This window comes from Bradyrhizobium sp. LCT2 (genome assembly GCF_009931255.1).
Lineage (GTDB): Bacteria > Pseudomonadota > Alphaproteobacteria > Rhizobiales > Xanthobacteraceae > Bradyrhizobium > Bradyrhizobium diazoefficiens.
Window position 1 is genome coordinate 1,539,833 of sequence record NZ_CP034432.1, and the last position, 24,735, is coordinate 1,564,567.

The following is a 24,735-nucleotide window of genomic DNA, read 5'->3' on the forward strand; positions in this document are numbered from 1 at the left end:
AGCCTTTAGGACAAAGCCTTTAGGACAAAGCCGTTAGGACAAGCCCCTAGGAGAAGCCCGCCCCGATGGCGATCGACGCCCCATCTTCTCCCACCGCGCAGCCCTGGTCCGACCGGCTGCGGCACTCGACGATCATCCTGATCGCCGCGGCGCTGGCGCTGTCGGTCGTGGTCTCGCTCGGCGAATTGTCGGTGTTGCACGCCGTTGCCGTGTTCCTCTGCATCGCCGCTGCGGCGCTGATCCCCTGGCGGCTGCACGACACCGCCGCCTCGCGCGACGATGTCAGGCGCATCAACCCGGTCGAGAGCGCCGCGGTGGCCGCGGTCGTCGCCGGCATGCCGGATCCGGCGGTGCTGCTCGACCGTGCCGGCCGTGTCATCCATCTCAACGCGGCCGCCGCCCAGCTTGCGCCGGCGCTGCGCAGGAACGAGCTCGCCCAGTTCGCGCTGCGCTCGCCGGAGATCATCACCGCGCTGCGCGAGTCGATCGCGACCACCGAGCCGCGGCGCGCGACCTATCTCGACCATGTCCCGGTCGATCGCTGGATGGAGCTGATCATCACGCCGGTGCCGGTGCCGACCACCTTCGGCGGCGCCGACAAATGCATGCTGATGACCTTCCACGACCAGACGCCGCTGCGCCGGGTCGAGGAGATGCGCGCCGACTTCGTCGCCAATGCCAGCCACGAGCTGCGCACGCCGCTCGCCGCGCTGTCGGGCTTCATCGACACGCTCCAGGGCCAGGCCAAGGACGACCCCAAGGCGCGCGAGCGCTTCCTCGGCATCATGCACAACCAGGCCACCCGCATGGCGCGCCTGATCGACGATTTGCTTTCGCTGTCGCGGGTCGAGCTGTCGGCCCATGTGCGCCCCGACACCCTGGTCGACCTGCTGCCGATCATCCGCCAGGTCGCCGACGGGCTCGAGCCGCTGGCGCGCGAGCGCCAGGTCGAGGTCGAGATCCATCTGCCGGAGCCGCCGGTGATGATCGCGGGCGACCGCGAGGAGCTGCTCCGCCTGTTCGAGAACCTGATCGAGAACGCGCTCAAATACGGCGCCTCGGGCGGACGCGTCATCGTGTCACTGACCTCAGGCGCCGCCACTGATGGAACTCAGGAAATCCGGGTCATGGTCCGGGATTTCGGCCCCGGCATCGCGCCTGAGCACCTGCCGCGGCTGACCGAGCGGTTCTACAGGGTCGATGTCGGCGACAGCCGCTTGCAGGGCGGGACCGGGCTCGGATTATCGCTGGTGAAACATATTCTTAACCGGCATCGCGGCCGGCTTTTGATCGAAAGCGTGCCCAAACAGGGCGCCACTTTCACCGCCTGTTTTCCCCAGATCAGGCCCCCGGTGACAGTCTGAAATTCAAGCGATTTCAATCGCTTGGGGCTGTCATCCGACTGTCACGAAACCTTCGTAAAAGCACAGCCGACCGCTCCTAAAGGGGCGGCACGGGGAGCGCGATCGGGCGCGGATGGCGCTTCGCTCCCCTGTATGGAGACCAGCATGAATTTCCTCAAAACGATCGTCGCTGCCGGCTTGGTCGCCGCATCGACGACGGCAGCCTTTGCTGCCGATATCACCGGCGCCGGCGCGACGTTCCCGTTCCCGATCTATTCCAAGTGGGCTGACGCCTACAAGAAAGAGACCGGCAACGGTCTGAACTACCAGTCGATCGGCTCGGGCGGCGGCATCAAGCAGATCCAGGCCAAGACCGTGACCTTCGGCGCCAGCGACGCGCCGCTCAAGGCCGAGCAGCTCGAGAAGGACGGCCTCGTCCAGTGGCCGATGGTGATGGGCGCCATCGTTCCGGTCGTCAACATCGAGGGCGTGAAGCCGGGCGAGATGGTGTTCGACGGCGAGACGCTCGCCAGCATCTATCTCGGCAAGATCACCAAGTGGGACGATGCCGCGATCAAGAAGCTCAATCCGAGCCTGAAGCTGCCCTCGGAGGCGATCACCGTCGTCCGCCGCTCCGACGGTTCGGGCACCACCTTCAACTTCACCAACTACCTCTCCAAGGCCAGCGCGGACTGGAAGAGCAAGGTCGGCGAGGGCACGGCCGTCGAGTGGCCGGTCGGCGTCGGCGCCAAGGGCAACGAGGGCGTGTCCGGCAACATCGGCCAGACCAAGAACTCGATCGGTTACGTCGAGTACGCCTATGCCAAGCAGAACAAGCTGACCTACACCGGTCTCGTCAACAAGGCCGGCAAGCCGGTGCAGCCGACCGTCGAGGCCTTCCAGGCAGCCGCCTCGAACGCCGACTGGGCCAAGGCGCCCGGCTACTACGTCATCCTGACCGACCAGCCCGGCGAGAAGTCCTGGCCGATCACGGCGGCGACCTTCATCCTCATGCACAAGGATGCCACCGACAAGGCGGCCTCGCAGGAAGCCATCAAGTTCTTCCGCTGGGCCTTCAAGAACGGCGGCAAGGCGGCTGAGGAGCTCGACTACATCCCGATGCCCGAGGGCGTCGTGACCCTGATCGAGAAGACCTGGGCTGCCGAGATCAAGAGCTAAGCGCTGCTGTCCCGGCCTGGGTGCCGGGATCTCAAAAGACCTCCGCTCCGGATCGGCCCCGTGCCGCATCCGGAGCGCAAGACCAACAACAAGCGTATATAACGGGTACAGGGGATCGGCGTGGCAGAGATGGCCGTTCAGAGCGATGTAATCGACGACGCTGGACCGTACGATCGCGCCAAGGCCTTGAGCGCGTTCAAGCTCGGCGACGTTACCTTCTACTGGATCACGCGGCTCTCCGCGATCTCGGTGCTGCTGATCCTCGGCGGCATCATCGTTTCGCTGATCGTCGGCGCTTTCCCGGCGATCAAGGAATACGGCTTCTCCTTCCTGTGGACGCAGCGCTGGGCGCCGTCGGCGGATCCGCCCGTGCTCGGCGCGCTCGGGCCGATGTACGGCACGCTCGTCACCTCGTTCATCGCGATGCTGATTGCCATTCCCGTCGGCCTCGGCATTGCGATCTTCCTCACCGAGCTCTGTCCGCAATGGCTGCGCCGCCCGATCGGCATGGCGATCGAGCTGCTCGCCGGCATTCCCTCGATCATCTACGGCATGTGGGGCTTCTTCGTGCTGGGCCCGTTCCTGGCCAACACCTTCCAGCCCTTCATGATCAAGATCTTCGACGGCGTTCCTGTCTTGGGCGCGATCTTCGCGGGTCCCCCGTCCTATCTCAGCCTGTTCAACGCCGCGCTGATCCTCGCCATCATGGTGCTGCCCTTCATCACCTCGATCTCGGTCGACGTGTTCAAGACGGTGCCGCCGGTGCTGAAGGAGGCCGCCTACGGCGTCGGCTGCACCACCTGGGAAGTCGTGCGCAGCGTGGTGATCCCCTACACCCGCGTCGGCGTCATCGGCGGCGTCATGCTGGCGCTGGGCCGCGCGCTCGGCGAGACCATGGCGGTGACGTTCATCATCGGCAACTCGTTCCGCATCTCCTCCTCGATCTTCGCGCCGGGCACCACGATCTCGGCGGCGATCGCATCCGAGTTTGCCGAGAGCGACGGCCTGCACCAGTCCGGCCTGATCCTGCTCGGCCTTCTGCTGTTCGTGCTGACGTTCTTCGTGCTCGCAGCGGCACGGCTGATGCTGATGCGGCTGGAAAAGAAGGCGGGGAACTAACGCCATGAACCCGATCTATTCACGCCGCCGCCGCAAGGACATCGTCGTTCGCGGACTCTGCATCGCCGCCGCCGCCTTCGGCGTCACCTGGCTTGCGCTGATCCTGATCACGCTGCTTTACAACGGCATCGCCGGTCTGAACCTCGAGATTTTCGTGGCAGACACGCCGCCGCCGGGCTCGACCGAAGGCGGCCTGCGCAACGCCATCGTCGGTTCGATCATCATGACCGTGCTCGGCGTCGGCATTGGCGCGCCGCTCGGCCTGTTCGCCGGCACCTATCTCGCCGAATACGGCCGCAACGACCGCCTGACCTCGGTGATCCGCTTCATCAACGACATCCTGCTCTCGGCGCCCTCGATCATCATCGGCCTGTTCATCTACGGCGCGGTGGTGGTGCCGATGCGCGGCTTCTCGGCGATCGCAGGCAGCCTCGCGCTCGCCGTCATCGTCATCCCGGTGGTGCTGCGCACGACCGAGGACATGCTGCTGCTGGTGCCGAACGCGCTGCGCGAGGCGGCGTCCGCGCTCGGCCTGCCGCGCTCGCTGGTGATCAAGCGGATCGCCTATCGTGCCGCCCGCTCCGGCCTCATCACCGGCGTGTTGCTAGCCACCGCCCGCGTCGCCGGCGAGACCGCGCCGCTGCTCTTCACCGCGCTGTCGAACCAGTTCTTCAGTCTTGGCCTGAACAAGACGATGGCGAACCTGCCGGTCACCATCAACAACTTCGTCCAGAGCCCCTACGCCTATTGGAAGCAGCTCGCCTGGAGCGGCGCGCTGCTGATCACGATTACCGTGCTTGCCCTGAATATTGGCGCGCGCATCCTTGGCGCCGAGAGGACCGCAAAATGAGTGAGCTTTCCGTATCGATGAGCGCGGCCGGTGGGCTGCCCCAGGCGCCGCTGCTGCCGGAAGCGCCGGCCAAGGTGACGGTGCGCAACCTCAACTTCTATTACGGCGAGCACCACGCGCTGAAGAACATCAACCTGACGCTCGGCACCAACCGCGTCACCGCGTTCATCGGCCCGTCCGGCTGCGGCAAGTCAACCCTGCTGCGCATCTTCAACCGGATGTACGACCTCTATCCGGGGCAGCGCGCCACCGGCCAGCTCATGCTCGACCAGACCAACATCCTCGACGGCAAGCTCGACCTCAACCTGCTGCGCGCCCGCGTCGGCATGGTGTTCCAGAAGCCGACGCCGTTCCCGATGACGATCTACGAAAACATCGCCTTCGGCATCCGCCTCTACGAGAAGATCTCGAAGTCCGAGATGGACGACCGCGTCGAGAAGGCGCTGCGCGGCGGCGCGCTGTGGAACGAGGTCAAGGATAAGCTCAACGCCTCCGGCCTGTCGCTCTCCGGCGGCCAGCAGCAGCGCCTCTGCATCGCCCGCACCGTCGCGGTGCGGCCCGAGGTGATCCTGTTCGACGAGCCCTGCTCGGCGCTCGACCCGATCTCGACCGCCAAGGTCGAGGAGCTGATCCAGGAATTGTCCGAGAACTACACGATCGCGATCGTCACCCACAACATGCAGCAGGCGGCGCGCGTCTCCGACAAGACCGCGTTCATGTATCTCGGCGAGCTGATCGAGTTCGACGACACCAGCAAGATCTTCACGTCGCCGAGCGACCGGCGCACGCAGGATTACATCACCGGCCGGTTCGGCTGAGGAGACGGGACATGGGTTCTGAACATACCGCAAAGGCCTTCGACACCGACCTCCAGGAGCTCACCCGGCTCGTCGCCGAGATGGGCGGGATCGCCGAGCGCATGATCGTCGATTCCGTCGACGCGCTGATCCGCCGAGACGTCGCGCTCGGCCAGCGCGTCGTCGCCACCGACACCGAGCTCGACGCGCTGCAGAAGCGCATCGAGGAGCGCGCCGTGCTCACCATCGCCCGCCGCCAGCCGATGGCGGTCGATCTGCGCGAGATCGTCGGCGCCATGCGCGTTGCGACCGATCTCGAGCGCATCGGCGACCTCGCCAAGAACATGGGCAAGCGCGTCGCGGCGCTGGAGACGGATTTTCATCCGCTCAAGCTGTTCCGCGGCCTCGAGCACATGACCGACCTCGTGCAGCAGCAGGTCAAGTCGGTGCTGGACGCCTATGCCGCGCATGATCTGCCGGCGGCGATGGCGGTGTGGAAGGGCGACGAGGAAGTCGACGCCATCTGCACCTCGCTGTTCCGCGAGCTCCTCACCTACATGATGGAGGATCCGCGCAACATCTCGTTCTGCATCCATCTGATGTTCTGCGCCAAGAACATCGAGCGGATCGGCGACCACGCCACCAACATCGCCGAGACCGTGTTCTACATGATCGAGGGCCAGGCGATCACCGACAAGCGGCCGAAGGGCGACATGACGACCTTCGCCACGACGGTCCCGAATACCTGAAGACTTAAGGAGCGACGACACCATGGGCGCACGCATTATGGTGGTTGAGGACGAGGAAGCTCTCACCGAGCTTCTCCGCTACAACCTCGAAGGCGACGGCTATGATGTGGAGACGGTGATGCGCGGCGACGACGCCGACACCCGCCTCAAGGAACACATCCCCGATCTGATCGTACTCGACTGGATGCTGCCGGGACTGTCAGGCATCGAGCTGTGCCGCCGGCTGCGGACCCGGCCCGAGACCAAGCAGCTCCCGATCATCATGCTCACCGCGCGCGGCGAGGAGAGCGAGCGGGTGCGGGGTCTTGCGACCGGCGCCGACGACTACATCGTCAAGCCGTTCTCGGTGCCGGAGCTCCTGGCGCGCGTGAAGGGCCTGCTGCGGCGCGCAAGCCCGGAGCGGCTCGCAACGGTGCTGGCCTATGGCGACATCGAGCTCGATCGCGACAAGCGCCGCGTCGCGCGCTCGGGCCGGCCGATCGACCTCGGCCCGACCGAATATCGCCTCTTGGAGTTCTTCCTGGAGCATCCCGGCCGCGTGTTCTCGCGCGAGCAGCTGCTCGACAGCGTCTGGGGCCGCGACATCTACATCGACGAGCGCACCGTCGACGTCCACATCGGCCGCCTGCGCAAGCTGCTCAATCTCGGCCGCGAGCAGGATCCCATCCGCACCGTCCGCGGAGCCGGCTACGCGCTGGATGATCGCTTTGCGAAGGCGGAGCAGACGTAAGCTAGGGGCGAGTTGGTTTGGCGAGCTGTCGCCACGATATCGGTGTCGTCCCGGCGAAGGCCGGGACCCATAACCCCAGGGCGCAATTGTTTGCGCGACAAGGGTAACTCCGTGTCCCCGTAACCACATCTGCTGGTGGTTATGGGTCCCGGCCTTCGCCGGGACGACATCGGAGTGTGTCGATCCGTCATCGCGTGACGGCGCCGTCTTTGCAATCAGCTAGAGCGACAAACTCACCGCGAGGGCTTCGCCGGTGCGCGCCGGCGATCCGCGGCGGGCTGATATGCCACGCGCGAGTGCTGCGCGCAGTAGGGCAGGCCCGACAGCGCCCTGCCGCCGCAGAAGAAGAAATCCGGGCTCGAGGGATCGCCGACCGGCCAGTGGCAGGTCGCCTCGTTCAGCTCCAGCAGCGACAGCCGCTGGCTCATCGGCACCACGTTGTCGTAGGTGACCGGTTCGGCCTCCACCTCGACCTCGAAGGCCTGCGCCAGCGCGGTGTTGCCGCGCGCAATGGGGCGGCTCACCCGCATCATGTGCTGCGCGGGGCGCGCCTTGCGCGGCCGCGGAGCCGCCGATGAGGGGCTCTTGGCGCGGCCGGATAGGCCGAGCCTGTGTACCTTGCCGATCACGGCATTGCGGGTCACGTTCCCGAGCTCGGCTGCGATCTGGCTGGCCGATAATCCGGCCTCCCAGAGCTTTTTCAACTGCTCGACGCGATCGTCGGACCAGGTCAAAACCGTCATTGCACCCTTTCCCTCGCCGTGCGGCTGCCATCCTGGCGCCTCGCGGCGAATGCCTAAGCCTCGAAAAACCCGTGCCGTCAGAATCCCTTAAGGCTCGCCGGGCGCGCCGATAACGCCCGAACGTCTACGCCGGTACATGAGGACTTAGAGGATCAGAAACACTGCACGAGATGTCGTATCTGACAAGCCAAACGCTACAATATGGCGTGACTCACGCGCAAGAGTCCGCCGACTCGCTTCCACATGTTCCGTGGCGAAAACCCCGCAATTTCGGCTCCGCAAGACTACGGATTCAGCGTTTCGCGAGGCTTTCGGGCGGCATTGACACCGGTTTCACCAGGCATAAGATAGTGTCACGTGCCGCCCTTAAAAGGCGGCACGTTTCGTTTTCCGGGCCGGTCAATGGTGCGCTGCGTGAGCGTGTTCAGGCCGTCCGCAACATCAAGTGATCGTCATGACTAACAGCGCAGCGCCGCATTTGCTTCCCGTTTTCGCCAGATCCGACCTCGGTTTCGAGCGCGGCGAAGGCTGCTGGCTGATTGCGACCAATGGCGATCGCTATCTCGATTTTACCTCGGGCGTCGCCGTGAACGCGCTCGGCCATGCCCATCCCGCGCTGGTCAAGGCGCTGCAGGAGCAGGCCACAAAACTCTGGCACATGTCGAACCTGTTCCAGAGTCCGGACGGCGAGAAGCTCGCTGCGCGCCTGTGCAATGAAAGCTTCGCGGACTTCGTGTTCTTCTGCAATTCCGGCGCCGAGGCGCTGGAAGGTGTGATCAAGCTGGTCCGCCATCATCACTTCTCCAAGGGGCATCCGGAACGTTACCGCATCATCACCTTCGAAGGCGCCTTCCATGGCCGCACGCTGGCGACGCTGGCTGCGACGGGATCTGCAAAATATCTCGAAGGTTTTGGTCCGCCGATGGATGGCTTCGACCAGGTCCCGCATGGCGACATCGAGGCCGCGAAGAAGGCAATCGGTCCGCAGACCGCCGGCATCCTGATCGAGCCGATTCAGGGCGAGGGCGGCGTGCGTTCCGCAACGCCTGCGTTCCTCAAGGCATTGCGCCAGCTTTGCGACGAGAAGGGCCTGCTGCTCGCCTTCGACGAGGTGCAGACCGGCATGGGCCGCACCGGCGATCTGTTCGCGCATCGGCGTACCGGCGTCACACCTGACGTGATGTCGCTGGCCAAGGCGCTCGGCGGCGGCTTCCCGATCGGTGCGATCCTGGCCACCGCGGACGCGGCGGCCGGCATGGGTCCCGGCTCGCACGGATCGACCTTCGGCGGCAATCCGCTCGCGATCTCGGCTGCGAATGCCGTGCTCGACGTCATGCTGAAGCCCGGCTTCTTCGATCACGTGCAGAAGATGTCGCTGCTGCTCAAGCAGAAGCTCGCCTCCGTGATCGACCGTCATGGCGATGTCGTCAGCGAGGTGCGCGGCGAGGGCCTCCTGATCGGCATCAAGGCCGTGGTGCCATCAGGCGATCTCGTCGCGGCGCTGCGCAACGAGAAGCTGCTCACGGTCGGCGCCGGCGACAATGTCGTGCGTTTCCTGCCGCCCTTGATCGTCACCGAAGCCGAGATCGAGGACAGCGTCGGGCGGCTCGAACGCGCCTGCGCCGCGATCTCGTCCAGTCAGACCAAGCGGGCGGCAAGCTGATGAGCAAGTCGCCGAAGCACTTCCTCGATATCAACGAGCTCCCGCTGTCGGAGCTCAAGAGCATGCTCGATGCCTCCTCCGCCATGAAGGCGAAGCAGAAGGCGCATCAGCCGGTGAGGCCGCTCGAAGGCAAGACGCTGGCGATGATCTTCGAGCGCCCGTCGACCCGCACGCGGGTGTCGTTCGACGTCGCCATGCGCCAGCTCGGCGGCGAGCCCATCATGCTCACCGGCGCCGAGATGCAACTCGGCCGCGGCGAGACCATCGCCGACACCGCGCGCGTGCTGTCGCGCTATGTCGATGCCATCATGATCCGCATCCTCAACCACGACGCCCTGCTCGAGCTTGCGGCCAACGCGACCGTGCCCGTCATCAACGGCCTGACCCGGCGCTCGCATCCCTGCCAGGTGATGGCCGACCTTCTGACCTATCAGGAGCACCGCGGCCCGATCGAGGGCCGGACGGTGGCCTGGACCGGCGATGACAACAACGTGCTGGCGTCCTGGGCGCATGCCGCGGAGCGCTTCAAGTTTCAGCTCAACGTCGCAACGCCTCCGGAGCTTGCGCCGAAGAAGGCGATGCGCGACTGGATCAAGGCTTCAGGCGCGCCGATCATGCTCGGCACCGATCCGGAAGCCGCCGTGCGCGGCGCCGATTGTGTCGTCACCGACACCTGGGTGTCGATGGGCGACAAGGAAGGCGAGCACCGCCACAACGTGCTCAAGCCCTACCAGGTCAATGCCAAGCTGATGTCGCTGGCCAAGCCCGACGCGCTGTTCATGCACTGCCTGCCCGCCCATCGCGGCGAGGAGGTCACCGACGAGGTGATCGACGGCCCGCAATCGGTCGTGTTCGACGAGGCCGAAAACCGCCTGCACGCGCAGAAGGGCATTCTGGCCTGGTGTTTTGACGCGGTGAAGTAAGTTTGGGGTAGGCTTGGCGGCCGCCTCGCATGCAACTGTCGTCCTGGCGAACGCCAGGACGACGCGGAGGTTGCCGTCCTTGCATACGTCCATTCTGCATTGCCGGATGCAGCCGGAACCCCTTCCATTTCCCACCCACCGACCCCAGATAGACGGCCATGGATTCCCAATCCCCTGACATGAAAACCAGGCCAGAAGGCCCGGTTCGCGCACCATCAGCGGTTCCGATCGACGACGCCGTGCTGCCCTACGAGGTCGACGCGCTCGACGTGCGCGGCCGGCTGGTGCGGCTCGGTCCGGCGCTCGACGACATCCTGACCAAGCACGATTATCCCGCGCCCGTCGGCAAGCTGCTCGGCGAGGCCATCGTGCTGACGACGCTGCTCGGCTCGGCGCTGAAATTCGAGGGTCGCTTCATCCTCCAGGCCCAGACCGACGGCCCGGTGTCGTTCCTGGTGGTGGACTACAAGGCGCCGGACCAGCTTCGCGCCTATGCCCGATTTGACGCCTCGCGCCTGGGCACGGCGAAGGATTCCGGCGCGCTGCTCGGCCGCGGCCATCTCGCCATGACCATCGACCAGGGCCCCGACATGAGCCGCTACCAGGGTCTGGTCGCGCTCGACGGCGGCAGCCTCGAAGACGCCGCCCACGAATATTTCCTGCGCTCCGAGCAGATCCCGACGCGCGTGCGTCTTGCGGTCGGCGAGGAGTGGCGCTCGAACGACGGCGGCAGGCATCGCTGGCGCGCCGGCGGCATGTTGATGCAGTTTCTGCCGAAGGCGCCGGAGCGCGCGCGGCAGGCGGACTTGCATCCCGGCGATGCGCCCGAGGGCGCCGAAGTGCACGCCGTCGCCGAAGATGACGCCTGGGTCGAGGCGCGCTCGCTGGTCGAGACCGTCGAGGACGTCGAGCTGATCGATCCGGAACTGTCCGGCGAGCGGCTGCTCTACCGCCTCTTCCACGAGCGTGGCGTGCGCGTATTCAAGCCGCTGGTCCTGAAGGCGCAATGCTCCTGCTCGCGCGATGCGGTCGCCGCGATGCTGAAGAGCTTCTCGCCGGACGATCGCGCCGCGATGGTCAAGGACGACAAGGTCGTTGTCACCTGCGAGTTCTGCTCGTCGGTGTACGATTTCACGCCCGATGAGGCGGGCGTGGAGGGCGCGTAACTCTATCCTCCGTCATTGCCAGCGCAGCGAAGCAATCCAGAGTCTTTCCGCAGTGGCCGTCTGGATTGCTTCGCTGCGCTCACAATGACGACGGGGAAGCAGCCTGCCAAGTGCTCGGACATCGTAGGGTGGGCAAAGCGTAAGCGTGCCCACCATCTTTCTGCGTCACCACCGAAATGGTGGGCCCGCTTCGCTTTGCCCACCCCACGGCCCCGCCCCTAGTTCAACACCCGCTTGTTGTCCGGGCTATCCAGCGAAAACGTCGGCACGTCGATCTCGAAGCGTTCGCCGCTTTCGCTGACCATCTGGTAGCGGCCGGTCATGAAGCCGGAGGCGGTCGAGAGCGGCACGCCGGAGGTGTATTCGAAGCGCTCGCCGGGGGCCAGGGTCGGCTGCTCGCCGACCACGCCCTCGCCCTTCACCTCCTGCTGGCGGCCGGTGGCGTCGGTGATGATCCAGTGCCGCGTCTTGAGCTGCACGGTCTCCTCGCCCGAATTGGTGATGACGATGGTGTAGGACCAGAAGTAGCGGGAGCGGTCGGCCGACGACTGTTCCGGAACAAAGTTCGGCTCGACGGTCACTTCGATCTGGCGGGTCACGGCGCGGTACATGGCTGCCATCATAACGAAAACCCGGCCGGGAACCAAACGCCGCAAGCGGCTTTCGCGACATCGTCCCGCCAGAATTCGCGGAGAAAGACACCCCAAAGAAAGACACCCTTATGTGATCCGGCCGCTTTGCGAGACGACGGCCGGACCGGTACAATCCTTATAACGTCGCGATTTGTGTGAGGGTTTCCAGGCCCCGATGACCATTGCGGACCAAGTGACGGGATCGACGATCGCGGGGGCCAAGCCTGCGGATGCAAAGCCGCGTGCGGCCGCGCCGGCCATCTCGCTGCCCGCCATCGGCGAGCGCGAGCTCCGGCTCGACCTGTTCCGCGGCCTCGCGCTGTGGCTGATCTTCATCGACCATCTGCCGTCGAGTCTTTTGACCTGGTTCACGATCCGCAATTACGGCTTCAGCGACGCCACCGAGATCTTCATCTTCATCTCCGGCTACACCGCCGCCTTCGTCTACGGCCGCGCGATGCTGGAGAGCGGCGTCGTCATCGCCACCGCGCGCATCATGCGCCGGGTCTGGCAGATCTATGTTGCCCACGTCTTCCTGTTCACGATCTTCCTCGCCGAGATCTCCTACGTCGCGACCAGCTTCGAGAACCCGCTCTACACTGAAGAGATGGGCATCATGGACTTTCTCAAGCAGCCCGACGTCACCATCGTGCAGGCGCTGCTGTTGCGCTTCCGTCCCGTCAACATGGACGTGCTGCCGCTCTACATCGTGCTGATGTTGGCGCTGCCTTTGATCCTGTGGTCGATGAAGTGGAAGCCCGATGTCACGCTCGGCCTCTCGGTCGTGCTCTACGCGGTCACCTGGGAATACGACCTCTACTTCTCCGCCTATCCGAACGGCTTCTGGGCGTTCAATCCGCTGGCCTGGCAATTGCTGTTCGTCTTCGGTGCATGGTGTGCGCTCGGAGGTGCGCGGCGCATGTCGCGTATTCTGGCTTCACCGGTGACGATGTGGATCGCGATCGCCTATATCGTCGCGGCGTTCTACGTGACCCTGACCTGGTATGTGCCGCAGCTCTCGCATCTGATGCCGAAGCGGCTCGAGCAGTGGATGTATCCGATCGACAAGACCGACCTCGACGTGCTGCGCTTCACGCATTTCCTGGCGCTGGCAGCGCTCACCGTGCGCTTCCTGCCGCGCGACTGGCCGGGCCTGAAATCGCCCTGGCTGCGGCCGCTGATCCTGTGCGGCTCGCATTCCCTGGAGATCTTCTGCCTCGGCGTCTTCCTGGCCTTCGCCGGTCATTTCATCCTGGCCGAGGTCTCCGGCGGCGCCGTCATGCATGCGGTGATTAGTCTCTCCGGAATCCTGATCATGTGGGGCGTGGCCTGGGTGATTTCGTGGTACAAGCGCGTAGCTGACAAGAGCGGTGCGAAAACCAAGAACGCCGTCGGCAACGCCGATCTGGCGGGAGGGGGCTGATGAAGGCGAAGGTTCTCCTGAGCCTGATCCTGCTATGCGGTGGCCTCGCCGCGCCGTCGGCGCGCGCGGAGGATGCTGCGCCGCCCGCTCCGGCCGCGCCCGCAGCCTGCGAATTGCCGTCCTATCTGCTCACCAGCGAAAGCCAGCTTCCCAAGGTCGCCGACGCCATCAAGGCCGGCAAACCGCTCGAAATCCTGGTCATCGGCAGCCGTTCGACCACGATTCCGGCCTCCGAGGACGCTTCCTATCCGGCACGCATGCAGGCCATTTTGAAGGACAAGCTGTCGCCATCGGAAGTTGTGCACGTCTCCGTAGAAATACAGAGCAAGAAGACGGCAGAGGAGGCGGCCGCCAGCTTCGTTAAGCTGATGGAAGCAAAAAGGCCTACTTTGGTGATCTGGCAGACCGGGACCGTGGATGCTATCCGAGCAATCGATCCCGACGATTTTCGCGGTGCGGTGACCGGAGGGGTTTCCGCATTGCAAAATGCAGGGGCTGACGTCGTGTTGATGAACTTGCAGTACAGCCCGCGTACCGAAACCATGATCTCGGTGCCGCCCTATCTCGACAATATGCGGGTGGTGGCACAGGAGCACGATATCCCGCTGTTCGACCGTTTCGCGATCATGCGGCAGTGGAATGATCAGGGTCAGTTCGACCTGTTCAGCCCGTCCCGCGGGCCTGAGCTCGCGAAACAGGTCCACGATTGCCTTGGCCGGGCGTTGGCACAGTTCGTGATCGACGCAGCCCATCTGGGGCCGGCCCAGCAGCAAAATTGAGGTCTAGTGTTAATGAGTTCTATCCGCCCTTTTTGCCTGACGTCATGGCTGGCTGCACCCGTGGCGGCGGCGCTGCTGTTGCTGACTCCTGTTTCGCAGTCGCGCGCGCAGGCGCAGGCCGCGCAGGCAACGCCCGCGCCCGCGCAGGCCGCTAATCCCGCTCCGGCATCGCCCTCCCAGACCACCGTCGCCGCGACGTCTCCCGAACAGCGCGGCATCACCGCGCGCGCCATCGACAAGGTGAAGCAGGTCGCGAAATCCGCCGGTGACGTCTTCAACCGCGTCCCCTGCCTGCCGCCGAAGGGCGGCGCGAAGGCGATGGGGTCGCTGCCGCATGTCGCAAGCAAGCTCGTCGCCGGCAAGCCTGTCGTGATCGTCGCGTTCGGCTCGTCGTCGACCGCCGGCTACGGCGCAAGCTCGCCCGATTTCAATTATCCGAACCGTCTTGCGGCGCAGTTGCGCCGGCAATATCCGACCGCGGACATCACCGTCATCAATGCCGGCGTCGGCGGCGAGGACGCGCCCGAGATGATGAAGCGCCTCCAGAAGGAGGTGATCGACGTGCATCCGGACATGGTGATCTGGCAGGTCGGCACCAACGCCGTGCTGCGCAATCTCGATCCCGGCGACACCGCCAAGATGGTCGAGGACGGCATCGCCCGCATCCAGGCCGCCGGCGGTGCCGATATCGTGCTGGTCGATCCGCAATATTCGCCGGCCGTCAACCAGCGCAAGGAGAGTGCCGGCAAGATGGTGAAGCTGCTCGGCAAGGTCGCTGAGCTCCGTCACGTCGGCATCTTCCCGCGCTTCGAGGTGATGCGCGACTGGCACGAGAATCAATCGATCCCGGTCGAGAGCTTCGTGATCGCCGACGGCCTGCATATGAACGATTGGGGCTATGCCTGCTTCGCCCAGCTCCTCGGCGACGACATCATCCGCTCCGTCGGCCAGATCAAGCTCGGGGTCAACGTGCCCGGGGACGTGCGGGCGTACCGGCCGATGTAGTTCGGCTGCGTAGCCGTAGGGTGGGCAAAGGCGCGCTCTTCGCGCGCCGTGCCCACCATCTATCGCCAGCTCGGTGGTGAATGGTGGGCACGCTTCGCTTTGCCCACCGTACGAGAGCTCGATCGCCTCACGCCTTCTCCAGCGCCGCCGTCAGGTCCTCGATCAGATCGTCCGCATGCTCCAGCCCCGCGGAGAAGCGGATGAAGCCCTCGCTGATGCCGAGCGCGGCGCGGTCTTCCGGCTTCAGGCGCTGATGCGTCGTGGTTGCCGGATGGGTGACGAGGCTCTTGGCGTCGCCGAGATTGTTCGAGATCTTCGCAAGCTTGAGCTCGTTGAGCACGCGGAACGCGGCCGCCTTGCCGCCCTTGACCTCGAAGCCGACCAGCGTCGAGCCGCCGCGCATCTGCTTCTTCACCAGCGCTGCCTGCGGATGATCGGCGCGGCCGGGATAGATCAATCGCGAGATCTTCGGATGGCCGGCCAGCACTTCCGCAACGCGTGCCGCGGTGTCGGTCTGCGCGCGCACGCGCACGGCCAGCGTCTCCAGGCCCTTGAGCAAGACCCAGGCGTTGAACGGCGAGATCGACGGCCCGGTCTGGCGCATGAAATTGTGGAGGTGCTCGGCGACGAAGGCTTCCGACGACAGGATGATGCCGCCGAGGCAGCGGCCCTGGCCGTCGATGTGCTTGGTCGCGGAATAGACCACGACGTCGGCGCCGAGCGCGAGCGGGCTCTGCCAGATCGGCGTCGCAAACACGTTGTCGACGACGAGCCGCGCGCCGCCCTTGTGCGCGATCTCGGCGATGCCGGGGATGTCGAGCACGTCGAGCGTCGGATTGGTCGGGCTCTCCAGGAAGAACGTCTTGGTGTTCGGCCGCAAGGCCCGCTGCCACTGGTCGAGATCGAGGCCGTCGACCAGCGTGGTCTCGATGCCGTAGCGCGGCAACAGATCCTGAATGACGTAGAGGCACGAGCCGAACAGCGCGCGGGAGGCGACCACGTGGTCGCCGGTCTTCAGCGGCGCCAGGATCGCGGTCGTCACCGCGGCCATGCCGGTCGCCGCCGAACGCGCCGCTTCGGCGCCTTCTAGCTCGATCATGCGGCGCTCGAACATCGAGATGGTCGGGTTCGAATAACGCGAATAGATGAAGCCGGGATCCTCGCCCTTGAACCGCGCCTCGCACTCCTCGGCGCTGTTGTAGACGTAGCCCTGGGTCAGGAACAGCGCCTCCGACGTCTCGCCGAATTGCGAGCGCAGGGTGCCGGAATGGACCAGGCGGGTTTCGGGACGGTAAGTGGCAGGCGACTTCGACATAGGTACCTCCGACATGACCGTCTCGTCGAAAACGGTCACAAAAAAACCGGCCTGGATATATCCACGGGCCGGGATCACAGAGGTCCCCGGCCTGTTTAGCGACTTATTTAACGTGGCTGCAAGCCGGCCGGCTCAAATCACCACGGGATAAGTGATGCTCATATTCCGCAATGGCCTTTCCGTCAAGGCGTCCATCGGATAGCCGTAAAAGGCTAGTATTTCCCGCACGTCCGGATGCGTTTGACCCCTGACGAGGACCCCCGGTTGAGCTTCACGATCGCCGCCGACGCCAATGGTATCCTGCCCGACCGCATGATCGCGGCGATGGCGGAGGCGGGCCTCATCCTGCCCGCATACGATTTCGTCGAAAGCCAGATCCAGCCGGCGAGCCTCGACCTCCGCCTCGGTGACATCGCCTATCGCGTCCGCGCCAGCTTCCTGCCTGGTCCCGGCGCCACGGTGGCCGAGCGCATCGACGAATTGAAGCTGCACGAGTTCAGCCTTGCCGACGGCGCGGTGCTGGAAACCAACTGCGTCTACATCGTGCCGCTGCTCGAGAGCCTGGCGCTGCCGCCGGAGATCGTCGCGGCTGCGAACCCCAAGAGCTCCACCGGCCGCCTCGATGTCTTCACCCGCGTGATCGCCGACGGTACCCGCCGCTTCGACATGATCGGTGCCGGCTATCACGGCCCGCTCTATGCCGAGATCAGCCCGAAGACATTTCCGGTCCTGGTGCGCGAGGGCTCGCGCCTGTCGCAGGTGCGCTTCCGCACCGGTGACGCCATCCTCAATGCCGACGAGCTCGATGCGCTGCATGCGTCCGAGCGCCTCGTCGACATCGACGATGCCGATCTGTCCGGCGGCGTCGCCGTCTCCGTCGATCTCTCCGGCGAGAAGGCGAGCGGCTTCGTCGGCTACCGCGCCAAGCGCCACACCGGCGTCGTCGACGTCGATCGCCGCTCCGGCTATTCCGTCGAGGACTTCTGGGAGCCGATCTCGGCCCGGCCCGACGGCAGCCTGATCCTCGATCCCGGCGAGTTCTACATCCTCGCCTCGAAAGAGGCCGTGCAGGTGCCACCCGACTTTGCAGCCGAGATGGTGCCGTTCGATCCGCTGGTCGGCGAATTCCGCGTGCACTATGCCGGCTTCTTCGATCCCGGCTTCGGCTATGCCGGTGCCGGCGGGTTGGGATCGCGCGCCGTGCTGGAGGTGCGCTCGCGCGAGGTGCCGTTCATCCTCGAGCACGGCCAGATCGTCGGCCGCCTCGTCTACGAGAAGATGCTCGCCCGCCCCGACGCGATGTACGGGCAGCGCATCGGCTCGAACTACCAGGCGCAGGGATTGAAGCTCTCGAAACATTTTCGGGTGTAGCGACATCTCCAACTGTCATGCCCCGGCTCGACCGGGGCATCCAGTACGCCGCGGCGTCTCGATTCAATCATAACTGCCTCTGGAATACTGGATCGCCCGGTCTTCGCCGGGCGATGACACCGAGTCTGTGGCTGGTTGCGCCGCCCCAGCCGCGATGACACACTCCCGTAAAACAACAAGCCGGGAGCGAACATGACCGCCGCAGCTGACTCCGCGCAGGAAGCCCAATGGAAGCGCTGGCGCGCGGTCGCCGATCTCTATCACGCCTATTTCACCGGCCTTATCCTCACCGTTGTCACGCGGCGCGGCACCGCGGATGCCGCGGAGTTCGTCTTCCGCGTGTTCCGCCGCCAGCAGCAGGAGCGTTTCCTGCCGGGGCTTGAGAAGCTCGGCCTCAGCCATCTGCCGCCGGCGGTCGCTGCTGCGCAATATCACTACCTCTCCAACTGGATCGGCGGCGTGCATGTCGAATACATGTACGAGAGCGACACCAAGGCCTGGATCCGCTATCCGCCGCCGCGCTGGATCTGGAAGGGCACCGCGATCTGCGGCGTGCCGGGCGAGGTCTCGCGCGCGATGCTGCGCGGCTGGCACGCCAACAACGGGGTTGCGCTCGGAGATCTTCGCCTCGGCTTCGTCTGCACCAAGCAGAGCGTCGACGGCCAGGACGGGCTCGAAGGCTATTATCATCAATACGACCATCCGCTCGAACTCGACCAGCGCCTGGTGTTCGCGCGGCATCTGGAAGCGCCGCTGTTCGATGCGAAGGCCGCGCCGGCGCTGCCGGTCGCGAGCTGGCCGAAGCCGCGGCTTGAAAAAGCCTATCGCAACTATGCGATGGAATATGTCCGCACCGCCGCGCCCGTGATGGTGCAGCTGTTCGGCCCGGAGGACGCCGGTTATCTGCTGCATCTCACCGGCAAGCTGATCGGGATGCAGTATTTCGACGAGGCCGCGGCCGCACTCGCGACGAGCCGCGGCGGCGCGAGGGAATTCGCATCGTTCCTGAACGCGCTGTTCGCTGCGCAGGATGATGCCGCCGAGACGGCGCAGTCCGAAGGCGCCTTCGAAATCCGACAGCAGAGCTGGAAGCTGATGGACGACGTCGCTGACTATCATCGTGCCTGCGCCAAGGTGCTGGAGGGATTGTTCGAGGGATTGGCTGCCGGCTGCGGCCGGCATATCGGCGTCCACATGCTCCCGGCCGCAGGCGGCCGTCCGCCGCTGGTCTGGACGATCGCGTAATTCCACCCACTGAAATGCGCTGCCGCAGGGCACGCCTGCATCAGGCGCAGGAGGAATCGGCAATTGCCGTGCTAACAAGCCTCTCGCCGCGCTTTCTGCGCGAAGAAATTCATTGGCACACCTAGTCATTGCCGCGCCGCAAATGGCGCTCGTGCCCGGGAGAGGACATGTCCGACATCGCCGAAATCCCGGTCGATGAACAAGAGCGCCCGCTGCCGCCGCCTCCGCGGCCGGTGAGGAGCTCGCTGACTGACGGGCCGATCCTGCGCACGCTGCTCGGGCTTGCCTGGCCGAACGTGATCGCGCTCTCGGCCGGCACCTGCACGGTGATCGCGGAGACCTCCTATATCGGCCGGCTCGGCGTCGAGGCGCTGGCCGCGATGGCGCTGGTGTTTCCGACCGTGATCCTGACCATGACGATGTCGGGCGGAGCGATGGGTGGTGCGGTGGCCTCCGCCATCGCACGCGCGCTCGGCGCCGGCGACCGCGAGCGCGCCGGCACGCTCGCCGCGCATGCGCTGCTGATCGGCGTCACGTTCGGTCTCGTCTTCATGCTGGGCATGCTGATCTTCGGGCCCAAGGTGCTCGAGATGCTCGGCGGCCGCGGCGATGTGCTGACGCACGCGATCGCCTACACGCAGGTGTTTTTCGGCGGCGCCGTGCTGCCCTGGCTGCTCAACACCATGGCGGGCGTGCTGCGCGGCACAGGCAATATGAGGCTGCCCTCGTTCCTGATCCTCAACTCCGCGGCCTGGCAGATCGTGCTCGGCGGCACGCTGGGTCTCGGACTTGGACCGGTGCCGCAGTTCGGCATGCGCGGCGTCGCGGCCGGCGCGCTGATCGCCTATTGCATGAACATCGGCGTCATGGGCTGGTACCTGTTCTCAGGCCGCGCGCGCGTCGTCCCGAAGCTGCGCGGCCTGCGCATCCAGTGGGCCATGTTCTTCGACATCCTGAAGGTCGGCGCCATCGCCTGCTTCTCGCCGCTGCAATCGGTGCTGACGATCTCGATCTTCACCCACATGCTGGCGAAGTTCGGTACCGCGATCCTCGCCGGCTACGGCATCGGTGCGCGGCTCGAATTCCTGCTGACCTCGATCGCGTTCTCGTTCGGCATCGCCTCGGTGCCGATGGTCGGCATGGCCGTCGGCGCCGGCCGCATCGCGCGCGCCCGGCGCATTGCCTGGATCGCGGGTGCGAGCGCATTCGTCGCCGTCGGTGCGCCGGCGTGCCTCGTCGCGCTGTTCCCCGATCTCTGGGTCAACATCTTCACCGACAGCGCGACCGTCCGCGCGGCCAGTCACCAATATCTGTCGACGGTGGCGCCGTTCTACGCCTTCATCGGCCTTGCCTCGACGATGTACTTCTCCTCGCAAGGCGCGGCCAAGGTGATCGGCCCGGTGCTGGCGCAGACCGCGCGGCTGATCTACATCTCGGCGACCGGCTGGTGGCTGTCGACACATGAGGCGACCGCGCAGAGCTTCTTCTGGCTGGCCGCGAGCTCGATGGTCGTGCTCGGCCTGCTGTCGTGCTCCAGCGTGGTGCTGACGCGCTGGGGACCGCGCAAGAACAAGCCCGCGATCAGGCCGGCTCTCTCAGGCGTCGCGGATTAGCGATGCTTGTGGCGGCGATGGCCGCCACCGCCGCCGACATTGGCGAGCCGCATCAGCTGCGGGATCATCGCCATCATGTCGCCGCCACTGGTGCCGCCGAGCATGCCCATGATGTCGCCGCTGCCCATGCCGCCGAGCCCCGTTGGCATATAGCCGCCTCCGCCCATCGGGGTGTAGCCGCCATAATTGGGCGCACCAAAGCCGCCGCCGAGATTGCTGCCGCCGAGGCCACCGCCGCCCATCATGCCGCCGAAGCCGCCACCACCATTCTCCATCATGCGGCTCATCATCGGGCCCATGGTCTGCATCAGCATGGCGAAGCGGCGCTTGCCCATCTTCGCCTTCATCATCTCCAGCATCGGCGCCATCTGGGTCATCATGTCCTCGCCGCCGGCGCCTCCGCCGCCACCGAAGCCCGCGAGCTGCGCCTCCGCCGGCGTGCTCGCGACCGAGAACAGCAGCAGCACGGCGGCTGCCTGGCAGATCACGTTGTCCGCACCTCTCATGGCATGCTCCTCGCGTGCGTGGCTTCGCCGGAAGAGCGGAGCCAACCGGACGCACGCGGCCATGGTTACGGCCGAGGAGGCGAGGGCTCTGTGAGAAAAGTCACAGAGGTCAGTTAGACCGCCGATGGAAACGCCTTGTGCATGGCGGCCACGGCTTCCTTCGTCTGCCCCTGGACATACGGCGCAAGCTCGTTCGGCAGCATGTCGATGATCCAGACCAGGCGGCACCGCGCATCGCCCTCGGCGATCACCTGCACCGAGGCGCTGTAGTGCTTCAGCCGCTCGTTGTTGATGGCATAGACGAGGCGCTGCCGCGCATCATTGCAATCGACCAGCACCTCGCGCGCGACGGAGCCGTTGGCGAAGGTGACGATGCGTGCATCGCCATCGAGCGTGCAGGCCGTGACGAAGCCCGGCACCAGCCGCTGATGCAGCGCGCCGAAATCGCGCACCGCGTCCCAGACCTCGCGCGCAGGGGCGTTGAGGGGAATGTCGTTGTGGATGGAGGCCATAAGGAGTCCTTGGTTGAAGGGGGCGTAGGGTGGGCAAAGGCGCGCTCTTCGCGCGCCGTGCCCACCATTCATCGGCACCGTCGCACGTGGCACCCTACGAATGCTCGTGCGTGGGGCGCCTGCTCACACGCAAACCGCCTCGACATTGTTGCCGTCCGGATCGATCAGAAACGCCGCATAATAGGTCGGGCTGTAGTCCTTGCGCGGGCCCGCGCCGCCATTGTCGCGTCCGCCGCTCTTGAGCCCCTCGCTGTGGAACGCCTTGACCGCATCATGATTCCCGGCGCGGAACGCGATATGCGCGCCGTCGGCCTTCCGCCCCTTGTTCAGGTGCAGCCACAGCGCCGGCGCGCCCTTCGGCCCGAAGCCGGCATAGCCGTCGCCGCTCGAGCACAGGACGTAGCCGAGCGGCGCCAGCACCGCGGTGTAGAAGCGCGTGGCGGCATCGAGATCGGCTACGCGAAGTCCGATGTGGTCGTACATGTTCGTCTCCATTGCAAAGCGCGCCGCGCGTGGCGCACGCCGGAGACGAACCTAGTCAATTGAAGGCAAGCCGCTCTTGGAGAATCTTGCGCATCTCGCGGAACGGTTGGATCGCGATGCTAGACCGGGTAGCGCCATTTCAAGGCGCGGCGCAGCAGCAGGATAATGACGGTCAGGATGCCTACGAGCGGCCAGAAGAGCCATGGAATCGGTCCCTGATGCCCGAGATGGACCATGTACAGGACCAAGCCGAGCAATGTCATTGTGAGCGTCGCGGCCGACCAGTACAGCGGCGAGCGCAGCATTCCGGTTGCGGCATGCTCGCTGGCTTGTTCGTGAACTCGCCTCGTAACCCAGACGAAGAGCGCGAAAACGCCGATGGTCAAAACCAATCCCATGGCGGCGCCCGGCTAGTTCGCCGGTGCCTCCGCCTGCCAGCGGACCACCCGTCTCAGGTGATAGACCTGCACCCACATGTTCGTTCCAATCACGCTGATCGTCGCGACGATCAGGGCTGTGAGCTTCTGCGGTGCATGAAGGGCGAGGACGAGCAGGAACATGGAAAGGGCCGCCGTGACGCCGAAGCTGAACCAGAGCCCAACGAGGCGTGGTGCAAACCAGGCCGGCTGACCGTCAGTGTCCCACTGCATCGGAATCCTGCGCAAGCTGATCTGGCGGCCGTAATAGACGGCACAGCCCGCGATGAAGGCGAGGCCGACGACAAGCGCGATCAGCGTGGCCGCAATCACGTCACTCGAGGTACTGTCCATCTGCCGGCTCGCCGCCTTGAAGGCGCAAAATCGCCCTTCGGTTGTAATAACGCGCGATGTGCCGCAAGCGCCAGTGCATCGCACCCGTCTGGTCAACAGACTGTTACCCTGCGATGCGGCCGGTGTGTCTCAGTTGAGGACGAGGCGTTCCCCGAAGATCCTGCGCTCGCCCTTCGACGCCTGCCGGAACTTCGTCGGCGACACGCCGGCGGCGCGATGGAAGGTGCGGACGAAATTGGAGAGATCGCCGAAGCCGACGTCATAGGCGATGTCGGTGACCGCGATGTCGTCCTCGGTGAGCAGGCGCGCGGCGTGCCGCAGCCGCGAGCGCACCAGATATTGATGCGGGGTGACGCCGAGCACGGCCGAGAACAGCCGCAGGAAATGGAATGGGCTCAGTCCCGCGTGCCGCGCGGCCTGTTCAAGGTCGACCTCGGCATGCGAGTTGGCGTCGATCCACAGCGCGGCTTCGACTGCGCGGCGGCGGTCGCGTGCGGTGGGCGTGGCCGGCTTGCGCGCCTTGCCCGAGACGACGTCGACGAAACGGCCGGCGAGGATCTGGCCGATCTCGTCGAGGCCCAGGTCGCTGTTGCCATCTGCCGCCGTCTGGGCGAGCTCGCCCAGCACCATCAGCTCGGGCAACGGCGGTGTCGCGCCGACCTTCCAGATCTCGTGCCGTCCCCCGAGGGCATCGACCAGGTCCTCGCTGAAGAAGAAGCCCAGGCAGATGTCGCCGCTGACATGCTCATGCGTGCAGGTGTATTCCTCGCCGGGGGCGCCGACCAGGATCGAGCCTGCCACCAGTTCGAAGAAGCCGGCGCGGCAATGGCAGCCGAAACTGCCGGAGCGGACATAGGCGATGGAATGCCCGGTGCGGCACTCCGCGAACGGCGTGTCGTCCGGCCCCGCATCGCAGCGGAACTCGGAGACCGTGATCGAGCGTGTCGTCAGCAGCGTGGTCGCATCCATCCCGCCTATCTAGGCACGATCCGGACAAGTGTGTAGCGGTTGTCCGACAAGATCGTGCCCAAAAAAACAAAGCCAAGATGCGATTGCGATCGCGCCTTAGCTGGGCCTCGGCGGGGCAACGGGCAGCAACACCTCGAACAGCGTCTTGCTGGCGACGGGATGGGCACCCTCGAGCGCCAGCAGCCGCCGCTTGGAGATCACCCCGCCATAGGGCGAGAGACGGTCTGTGTAGTTGCCGGCCTCCAGCACCCGGTGGCAGGGCACGATCAGCGTGTAGGGATTCTTCGCGACCGCCTGCGCCACCGAATGCGCCGCGCCGGAGGCCCCCAGCGCCTTGGCGATCTCGTGATAGGTGCGCGTCTCCCCGCGCGGGATCGTGCAGGTGTACTCGTAGACCCGCCGGTTGAAGCCGGGCACGCCGCCGGCATCCAGGCTGACGTCGGAAAAATCGGGATTGCTGCCCTGCAGCAGGCCCACGATGCCCTCGATCGCAAGCTCGGCATTCAGCGGAGGCTGCTGCTCGCGCGCACCGGGATGGACTGCGAAAATCCGGCGGCGGGTGTCGATCTCCCGCGCCTCCGGCAATTGCACGGCCACCACGCCGGTGCTGCTCCAGATGATGCCGCAGCGCCCGATCGCCGTGTCGAATATCGTATAGCCACGCCCCACCATGCACACGCCCCACTCAGTGCACGTCACTCCCCCGACAGCTTGATCATAACACCGCCACAATCCGGCGCACCCAAAATCTTGCGAGGACGTTAACAACCGTCCGGCTAGGTGCGCCAAACCGCTTGGCGAGACGCGCCGTCTCGGCTAATCAGGACGGGCGTGAGCAGCGCATCCGCGG

The 24,735-nt window shown here is 65.5% G+C and carries 26 protein-coding genes and 1 riboswitch; of the genes, 16 read left to right on the plus strand and 10 right to left on the minus strand.

Annotated elements, in window-relative coordinates:
* Nucleotides 1-65 precede the first annotated feature (65 nt).
* The 7 genes from EI171_RS07880 (at nucleotide 66) to phoB (ending at nucleotide 6,767) form a co-directional block, all read left to right on the plus strand.
* Complete coding sequence (locus tag EI171_RS07880) at nucleotides 66-1,364, plus strand: ATP-binding protein (protein ID WP_011083910.1); 1,299 nt, start codon at nucleotides 66-68, stop codon at nucleotides 1,362-1,364.
* A 144-nt stretch (nucleotides 1,365-1,508) separates the two neighbouring features.
* Entirely contained in the window at nucleotides 1,509-2,522 is a 1,014-nt protein-coding gene (pstS, locus tag EI171_RS07885; protein ID WP_028172737.1) for a phosphate ABC transporter substrate-binding protein PstS, read from the plus strand.
* Between the two features lie 129 nt (nucleotides 2,523-2,651).
* Nucleotides 2,652-3,641 carry a phosphate ABC transporter permease subunit PstC gene (gene pstC / locus EI171_RS07890; protein WP_028172738.1) on the plus strand — a complete coding sequence of 330 codons (990 nt, stop codon included), beginning with the start codon at nucleotides 2,652-2,654 and terminating at the stop codon, nucleotides 3,639-3,641.
* A 4-nt stretch (nucleotides 3,642-3,645) separates the two neighbouring features.
* Nucleotides 3,646-4,491: a phosphate ABC transporter permease PstA gene (pstA, locus tag EI171_RS07895; RefSeq protein WP_011083913.1), complete on the plus strand. Its 846-nt coding sequence runs from the start codon at nucleotides 3,646-3,648 to the stop codon at nucleotides 4,489-4,491.
* Nucleotides 4,488-5,309, plus strand: coding sequence for a phosphate ABC transporter ATP-binding protein PstB (pstB, locus tag EI171_RS07900; protein ID WP_011083914.1), 822 nt, complete (start codon nucleotides 4,488-4,490; stop codon nucleotides 5,307-5,309). The genes pstA and pstB overlap by 4 nt, the downstream gene beginning before the upstream one ends.
* A gap of 11 nt (nucleotides 5,310-5,320) precedes the next feature.
* Nucleotides 5,321-6,037: a phosphate signaling complex protein PhoU gene (gene phoU, locus EI171_RS07905; RefSeq protein WP_011083915.1), complete on the plus strand. Its 717-nt coding sequence runs from the start codon at nucleotides 5,321-5,323 to the stop codon at nucleotides 6,035-6,037.
* A 22-nt stretch (nucleotides 6,038-6,059) separates the two neighbouring features.
* Nucleotides 6,060-6,767 (plus strand): phosphate regulon transcriptional regulator PhoB, encoded by a 708-nt coding sequence (phoB, locus tag EI171_RS07910; protein ID WP_008143479.1) that lies wholly within the window; start codon nucleotides 6,060-6,062, stop codon nucleotides 6,765-6,767.
* Nucleotides 6,768-7,000: 233 nt separating this feature from the next.
* On the opposite strand, the gene EI171_RS07915 is transcribed toward phoB, so the two are convergent.
* On the minus strand, nucleotides 7,001-7,510 hold the full coding sequence (locus tag EI171_RS07915; protein ID WP_011083916.1) for a GcrA family cell cycle regulator: 510 nt from the start codon (nucleotides 7,508-7,510) through the stop codon (nucleotides 7,001-7,003).
* Nucleotides 7,511-7,964: 454 nt separating this feature from the next.
* Between EI171_RS07915 and EI171_RS07920 the strand changes: the two genes are divergently transcribed.
* The 3 genes from EI171_RS07920 (at nucleotide 7,965) to EI171_RS07930 (ending at nucleotide 11,262) form a co-directional block, all read left to right on the plus strand.
* On the plus strand, nucleotides 7,965-9,173 hold the full coding sequence (locus EI171_RS07920) for an aspartate aminotransferase family protein (RefSeq protein WP_161533014.1): 1,209 nt from the start codon (nucleotides 7,965-7,967) through the stop codon (nucleotides 9,171-9,173).
* Nucleotides 9,173-10,096: an ornithine carbamoyltransferase gene (gene argF / locus EI171_RS07925; protein ID WP_011083918.1), complete on the plus strand. Its 924-nt coding sequence runs from the start codon at nucleotides 9,173-9,175 to the stop codon at nucleotides 10,094-10,096. Before EI171_RS07920 ends, argF begins: the two co-directional genes overlap by 1 nt.
* A gap of 158 nt (nucleotides 10,097-10,254) precedes the next feature.
* Entirely contained in the window at nucleotides 10,255-11,262 is a 1,008-nt protein-coding gene (locus EI171_RS07930) for an Hsp33 family molecular chaperone (RefSeq protein ID WP_161533015.1), read from the plus strand.
* A 218-nt stretch (nucleotides 11,263-11,480) separates the two neighbouring features.
* On the opposite strand, the gene apaG is transcribed toward EI171_RS07930, so the two are convergent.
* Entirely contained in the window at nucleotides 11,481-11,873 is a 393-nt protein-coding gene (gene apaG, locus EI171_RS07935; RefSeq protein WP_028172741.1) for a Co2+/Mg2+ efflux protein ApaG, read from the minus strand.
* A gap of 196 nt (nucleotides 11,874-12,069) precedes the next feature.
* Between apaG and EI171_RS07940 the strand changes: the two genes are divergently transcribed.
* Genes EI171_RS07940 through EI171_RS07950 form a run of 3 tightly spaced genes read left to right on the plus strand, consistent with a single transcriptional unit; the run spans nucleotide 12,070 to nucleotide 15,101 of the window.
* Entirely contained in the window at nucleotides 12,070-13,317 is a 1,248-nt protein-coding gene (locus EI171_RS07940) for an OpgC domain-containing protein (RefSeq protein ID WP_011083921.1), read from the plus strand.
* A complete protein-coding gene (locus EI171_RS07945; protein WP_028172742.1) occupies nucleotides 13,317-14,096 on the plus strand; it encodes a lipolytic enzyme in 780 nt (259 codons plus the stop codon). Before EI171_RS07940 ends, EI171_RS07945 begins: the two co-directional genes overlap by 1 nt.
* Before the next feature lie 12 nt (nucleotides 14,097-14,108).
* A complete protein-coding gene (locus tag EI171_RS07950) occupies nucleotides 14,109-15,101 on the plus strand; it encodes an SGNH/GDSL hydrolase family protein (RefSeq protein WP_161533016.1) in 993 nt (330 codons plus the stop codon).
* Nucleotides 15,102-15,228: 127 nt separating this feature from the next.
* Here EI171_RS07950 and EI171_RS07955 read toward each other — a convergent pair whose 3' ends face one another.
* Nucleotides 15,229-16,416: an O-succinylhomoserine sulfhydrylase gene (locus tag EI171_RS07955; RefSeq protein ID WP_161536937.1), complete on the minus strand. Its 1,188-nt coding sequence runs from the start codon at nucleotides 16,414-16,416 to the stop codon at nucleotides 15,229-15,231.
* Nucleotides 16,417-16,490: 74 nt separating this feature from the next.
* Nucleotides 16,491-16,570, minus strand: a riboswitch (SAM riboswitch).
* Nucleotides 16,571-16,650: 80 nt separating this feature from the next.
* Here EI171_RS07955 and EI171_RS07960 point away from each other — a divergent pair.
* From EI171_RS07960 to EI171_RS07970, 3 genes are all read left to right on the plus strand, one after another.
* The gene (locus EI171_RS07960) at nucleotides 16,651-17,787 is read left to right on the plus strand and encodes a 2'-deoxycytidine 5'-triphosphate deaminase (protein ID WP_082755650.1); all 1,137 of its coding nucleotides are present in this window, start codon (nucleotides 16,651-16,653) and stop codon (nucleotides 17,785-17,787) included.
* A 192-nt stretch (nucleotides 17,788-17,979) separates the two neighbouring features.
* Nucleotides 17,980-19,032 (plus strand): hypothetical protein, encoded by a 1,053-nt coding sequence (locus EI171_RS07965; RefSeq protein ID WP_161533017.1) that lies wholly within the window; start codon nucleotides 17,980-17,982, stop codon nucleotides 19,030-19,032.
* Between the two features lie 167 nt (nucleotides 19,033-19,199).
* Nucleotides 19,200-20,645, plus strand: coding sequence for an MATE family efflux transporter (locus EI171_RS07970; RefSeq protein ID WP_161533018.1), 1,446 nt, complete (start codon nucleotides 19,200-19,202; stop codon nucleotides 20,643-20,645).
* On the opposite strand, the gene EI171_RS07975 is transcribed toward EI171_RS07970, so the two are convergent.
* From EI171_RS07975 to EI171_RS08005, 7 genes are all read right to left on the minus strand, one after another.
* Nucleotides 20,642-21,151 carry a hypothetical protein gene (locus EI171_RS07975; RefSeq protein ID WP_161533019.1) on the minus strand — a complete coding sequence of 170 codons (510 nt, stop codon included), beginning with the start codon at nucleotides 21,149-21,151 and terminating at the stop codon, nucleotides 20,642-20,644. The genes EI171_RS07970 and EI171_RS07975 overlap by 4 nt on opposite strands.
* A gap of 113 nt (nucleotides 21,152-21,264) precedes the next feature.
* The gene (locus EI171_RS07980; protein WP_161533020.1) at nucleotides 21,265-21,663 is read right to left on the minus strand and encodes an SRPBCC family protein; all 399 of its coding nucleotides are present in this window, start codon (nucleotides 21,661-21,663) and stop codon (nucleotides 21,265-21,267) included.
* Between the two features lie 123 nt (nucleotides 21,664-21,786).
* On the minus strand, nucleotides 21,787-22,146 hold the full coding sequence (locus EI171_RS07985) for a VOC family protein (protein WP_028172750.1): 360 nt from the start codon (nucleotides 22,144-22,146) through the stop codon (nucleotides 21,787-21,789).
* A 119-nt stretch (nucleotides 22,147-22,265) separates the two neighbouring features.
* Nucleotides 22,266-22,544, minus strand: a complete 279-nt coding sequence (locus tag EI171_RS07990) for a hypothetical protein (RefSeq protein WP_011083930.1) — start codon at nucleotides 22,542-22,544, stop codon at nucleotides 22,266-22,268.
* 12 nt (nucleotides 22,545-22,556) lie between these two features.
* Complete coding sequence (locus EI171_RS07995; protein WP_161533021.1) at nucleotides 22,557-22,916, minus strand: hypothetical protein; 360 nt, start codon at nucleotides 22,914-22,916, stop codon at nucleotides 22,557-22,559.
* 129 nt (nucleotides 22,917-23,045) lie between these two features.
* Nucleotides 23,046-23,885: a helix-turn-helix transcriptional regulator gene (locus EI171_RS08000; protein WP_161533022.1), complete on the minus strand. Its 840-nt coding sequence runs from the start codon at nucleotides 23,883-23,885 to the stop codon at nucleotides 23,046-23,048.
* Between the two features lie 96 nt (nucleotides 23,886-23,981).
* Entirely contained in the window at nucleotides 23,982-24,557 is a 576-nt protein-coding gene (locus tag EI171_RS08005) for a methylated-DNA--[protein]-cysteine S-methyltransferase (protein WP_161533023.1), read from the minus strand.
* Between the last annotated feature and the right edge of the window lie 178 nt (nucleotides 24,558-24,735).

Excerpts from the sequence above, each read along its gene's own strand:
- EI171_RS07955 (WP_161536937.1), bottom strand. The coding sequence starts at position 16,416 with ATGTCGAAGTCGCCTGCCACTTACCGTCCCGAAACCCGCCTGGTCCAT.
- pstC (WP_028172738.1), top strand. The coding sequence starts at position 2,652 with ATGGCCGTTCAGAGCGATGTAATCGACGACGCTGGACCGTACGATCGC.
- EI171_RS07995 (WP_161533021.1), bottom strand. The coding sequence starts at position 22,916 with ATGGACAGTACCTCGAGTGACGTGATTGCGGCCACGCTGATCGCGCTT.
- EI171_RS07970 (WP_161533018.1), top strand. The coding sequence starts at position 19,200 with ATGTCCGACATCGCCGAAATCCCGGTCGATGAACAAGAGCGCCCGCTG.
- pstB (WP_011083914.1), top strand. The coding sequence starts at position 4,488 with ATGAGTGAGCTTTCCGTATCGATGAGCGCGGCCGGTGGGCTGCCCCAG.
- EI171_RS07930 (WP_161533015.1), top strand. The coding sequence starts at position 10,255 with ATGGATTCCCAATCCCCTGACATGAAAACCAGGCCAGAAGGCCCGGTT.
- EI171_RS07980 (WP_161533020.1), bottom strand. The coding sequence starts at position 21,663 with ATGGCCTCCATCCACAACGACATTCCCCTCAACGCCCCTGCGCGCGAG.
- EI171_RS07945 (WP_028172742.1), top strand. The coding sequence starts at position 13,317 with ATGAAGGCGAAGGTTCTCCTGAGCCTGATCCTGCTATGCGGTGGCCTC.
- phoU (WP_011083915.1), top strand. The coding sequence starts at position 5,321 with ATGGGTTCTGAACATACCGCAAAGGCCTTCGACACCGACCTCCAGGAG.
- apaG (WP_028172741.1), bottom strand. The coding sequence starts at position 11,873 with ATGTACCGCGCCGTGACCCGCCAGATCGAAGTGACCGTCGAGCCGAAC.
- EI171_RS07950 (WP_161533016.1), top strand. The coding sequence starts at position 14,109 with ATGAGTTCTATCCGCCCTTTTTGCCTGACGTCATGGCTGGCTGCACCC.
- phoB (WP_008143479.1), top strand. The coding sequence starts at position 6,060 with ATGGGCGCACGCATTATGGTGGTTGAGGACGAGGAAGCTCTCACCGAG.
- EI171_RS07960 (WP_082755650.1), top strand. The coding sequence starts at position 16,651 with ATGCGTTTGACCCCTGACGAGGACCCCCGGTTGAGCTTCACGATCGCC.
- EI171_RS07990 (WP_011083930.1), bottom strand. The coding sequence starts at position 22,544 with ATGGGATTGGTTTTGACCATCGGCGTTTTCGCGCTCTTCGTCTGGGTT.
- EI171_RS08000 (WP_161533022.1), bottom strand. The coding sequence starts at position 23,885 with ATGGATGCGACCACGCTGCTGACGACACGCTCGATCACGGTCTCCGAG.
- EI171_RS07880 (WP_011083910.1), top strand. The coding sequence starts at position 66 with ATGGCGATCGACGCCCCATCTTCTCCCACCGCGCAGCCCTGGTCCGAC.
- EI171_RS08005 (WP_161533023.1), bottom strand. The coding sequence starts at position 24,557 with ATGGTGGGGCGTGGCTATACGATATTCGACACGGCGATCGGGCGCTGC.
- EI171_RS07975 (WP_161533019.1), bottom strand. The coding sequence starts at position 21,151 with ATGAGAGGTGCGGACAACGTGATCTGCCAGGCAGCCGCCGTGCTGCTG.
- pstS (WP_028172737.1), top strand. The coding sequence starts at position 1,509 with ATGAATTTCCTCAAAACGATCGTCGCTGCCGGCTTGGTCGCCGCATCG.
- EI171_RS07985 (WP_028172750.1), bottom strand. The coding sequence starts at position 22,146 with ATGTACGACCACATCGGACTTCGCGTAGCCGATCTCGATGCCGCCACG.
- pstA (WP_011083913.1), top strand. The coding sequence starts at position 3,646 with ATGAACCCGATCTATTCACGCCGCCGCCGCAAGGACATCGTCGTTCGC.
- EI171_RS07915 (WP_011083916.1), bottom strand. The coding sequence starts at position 7,510 with ATGACGGTTTTGACCTGGTCCGACGATCGCGTCGAGCAGTTGAAAAAG.
- EI171_RS07920 (WP_161533014.1), top strand. The coding sequence starts at position 7,965 with ATGACTAACAGCGCAGCGCCGCATTTGCTTCCCGTTTTCGCCAGATCC.
- argF (WP_011083918.1), top strand. The coding sequence starts at position 9,173 with ATGAGCAAGTCGCCGAAGCACTTCCTCGATATCAACGAGCTCCCGCTG.
- EI171_RS07965 (WP_161533017.1), top strand. The coding sequence starts at position 17,980 with ATGACCGCCGCAGCTGACTCCGCGCAGGAAGCCCAATGGAAGCGCTGG.
- EI171_RS07940 (WP_011083921.1), top strand. The coding sequence starts at position 12,070 with ATGACCATTGCGGACCAAGTGACGGGATCGACGATCGCGGGGGCCAAG.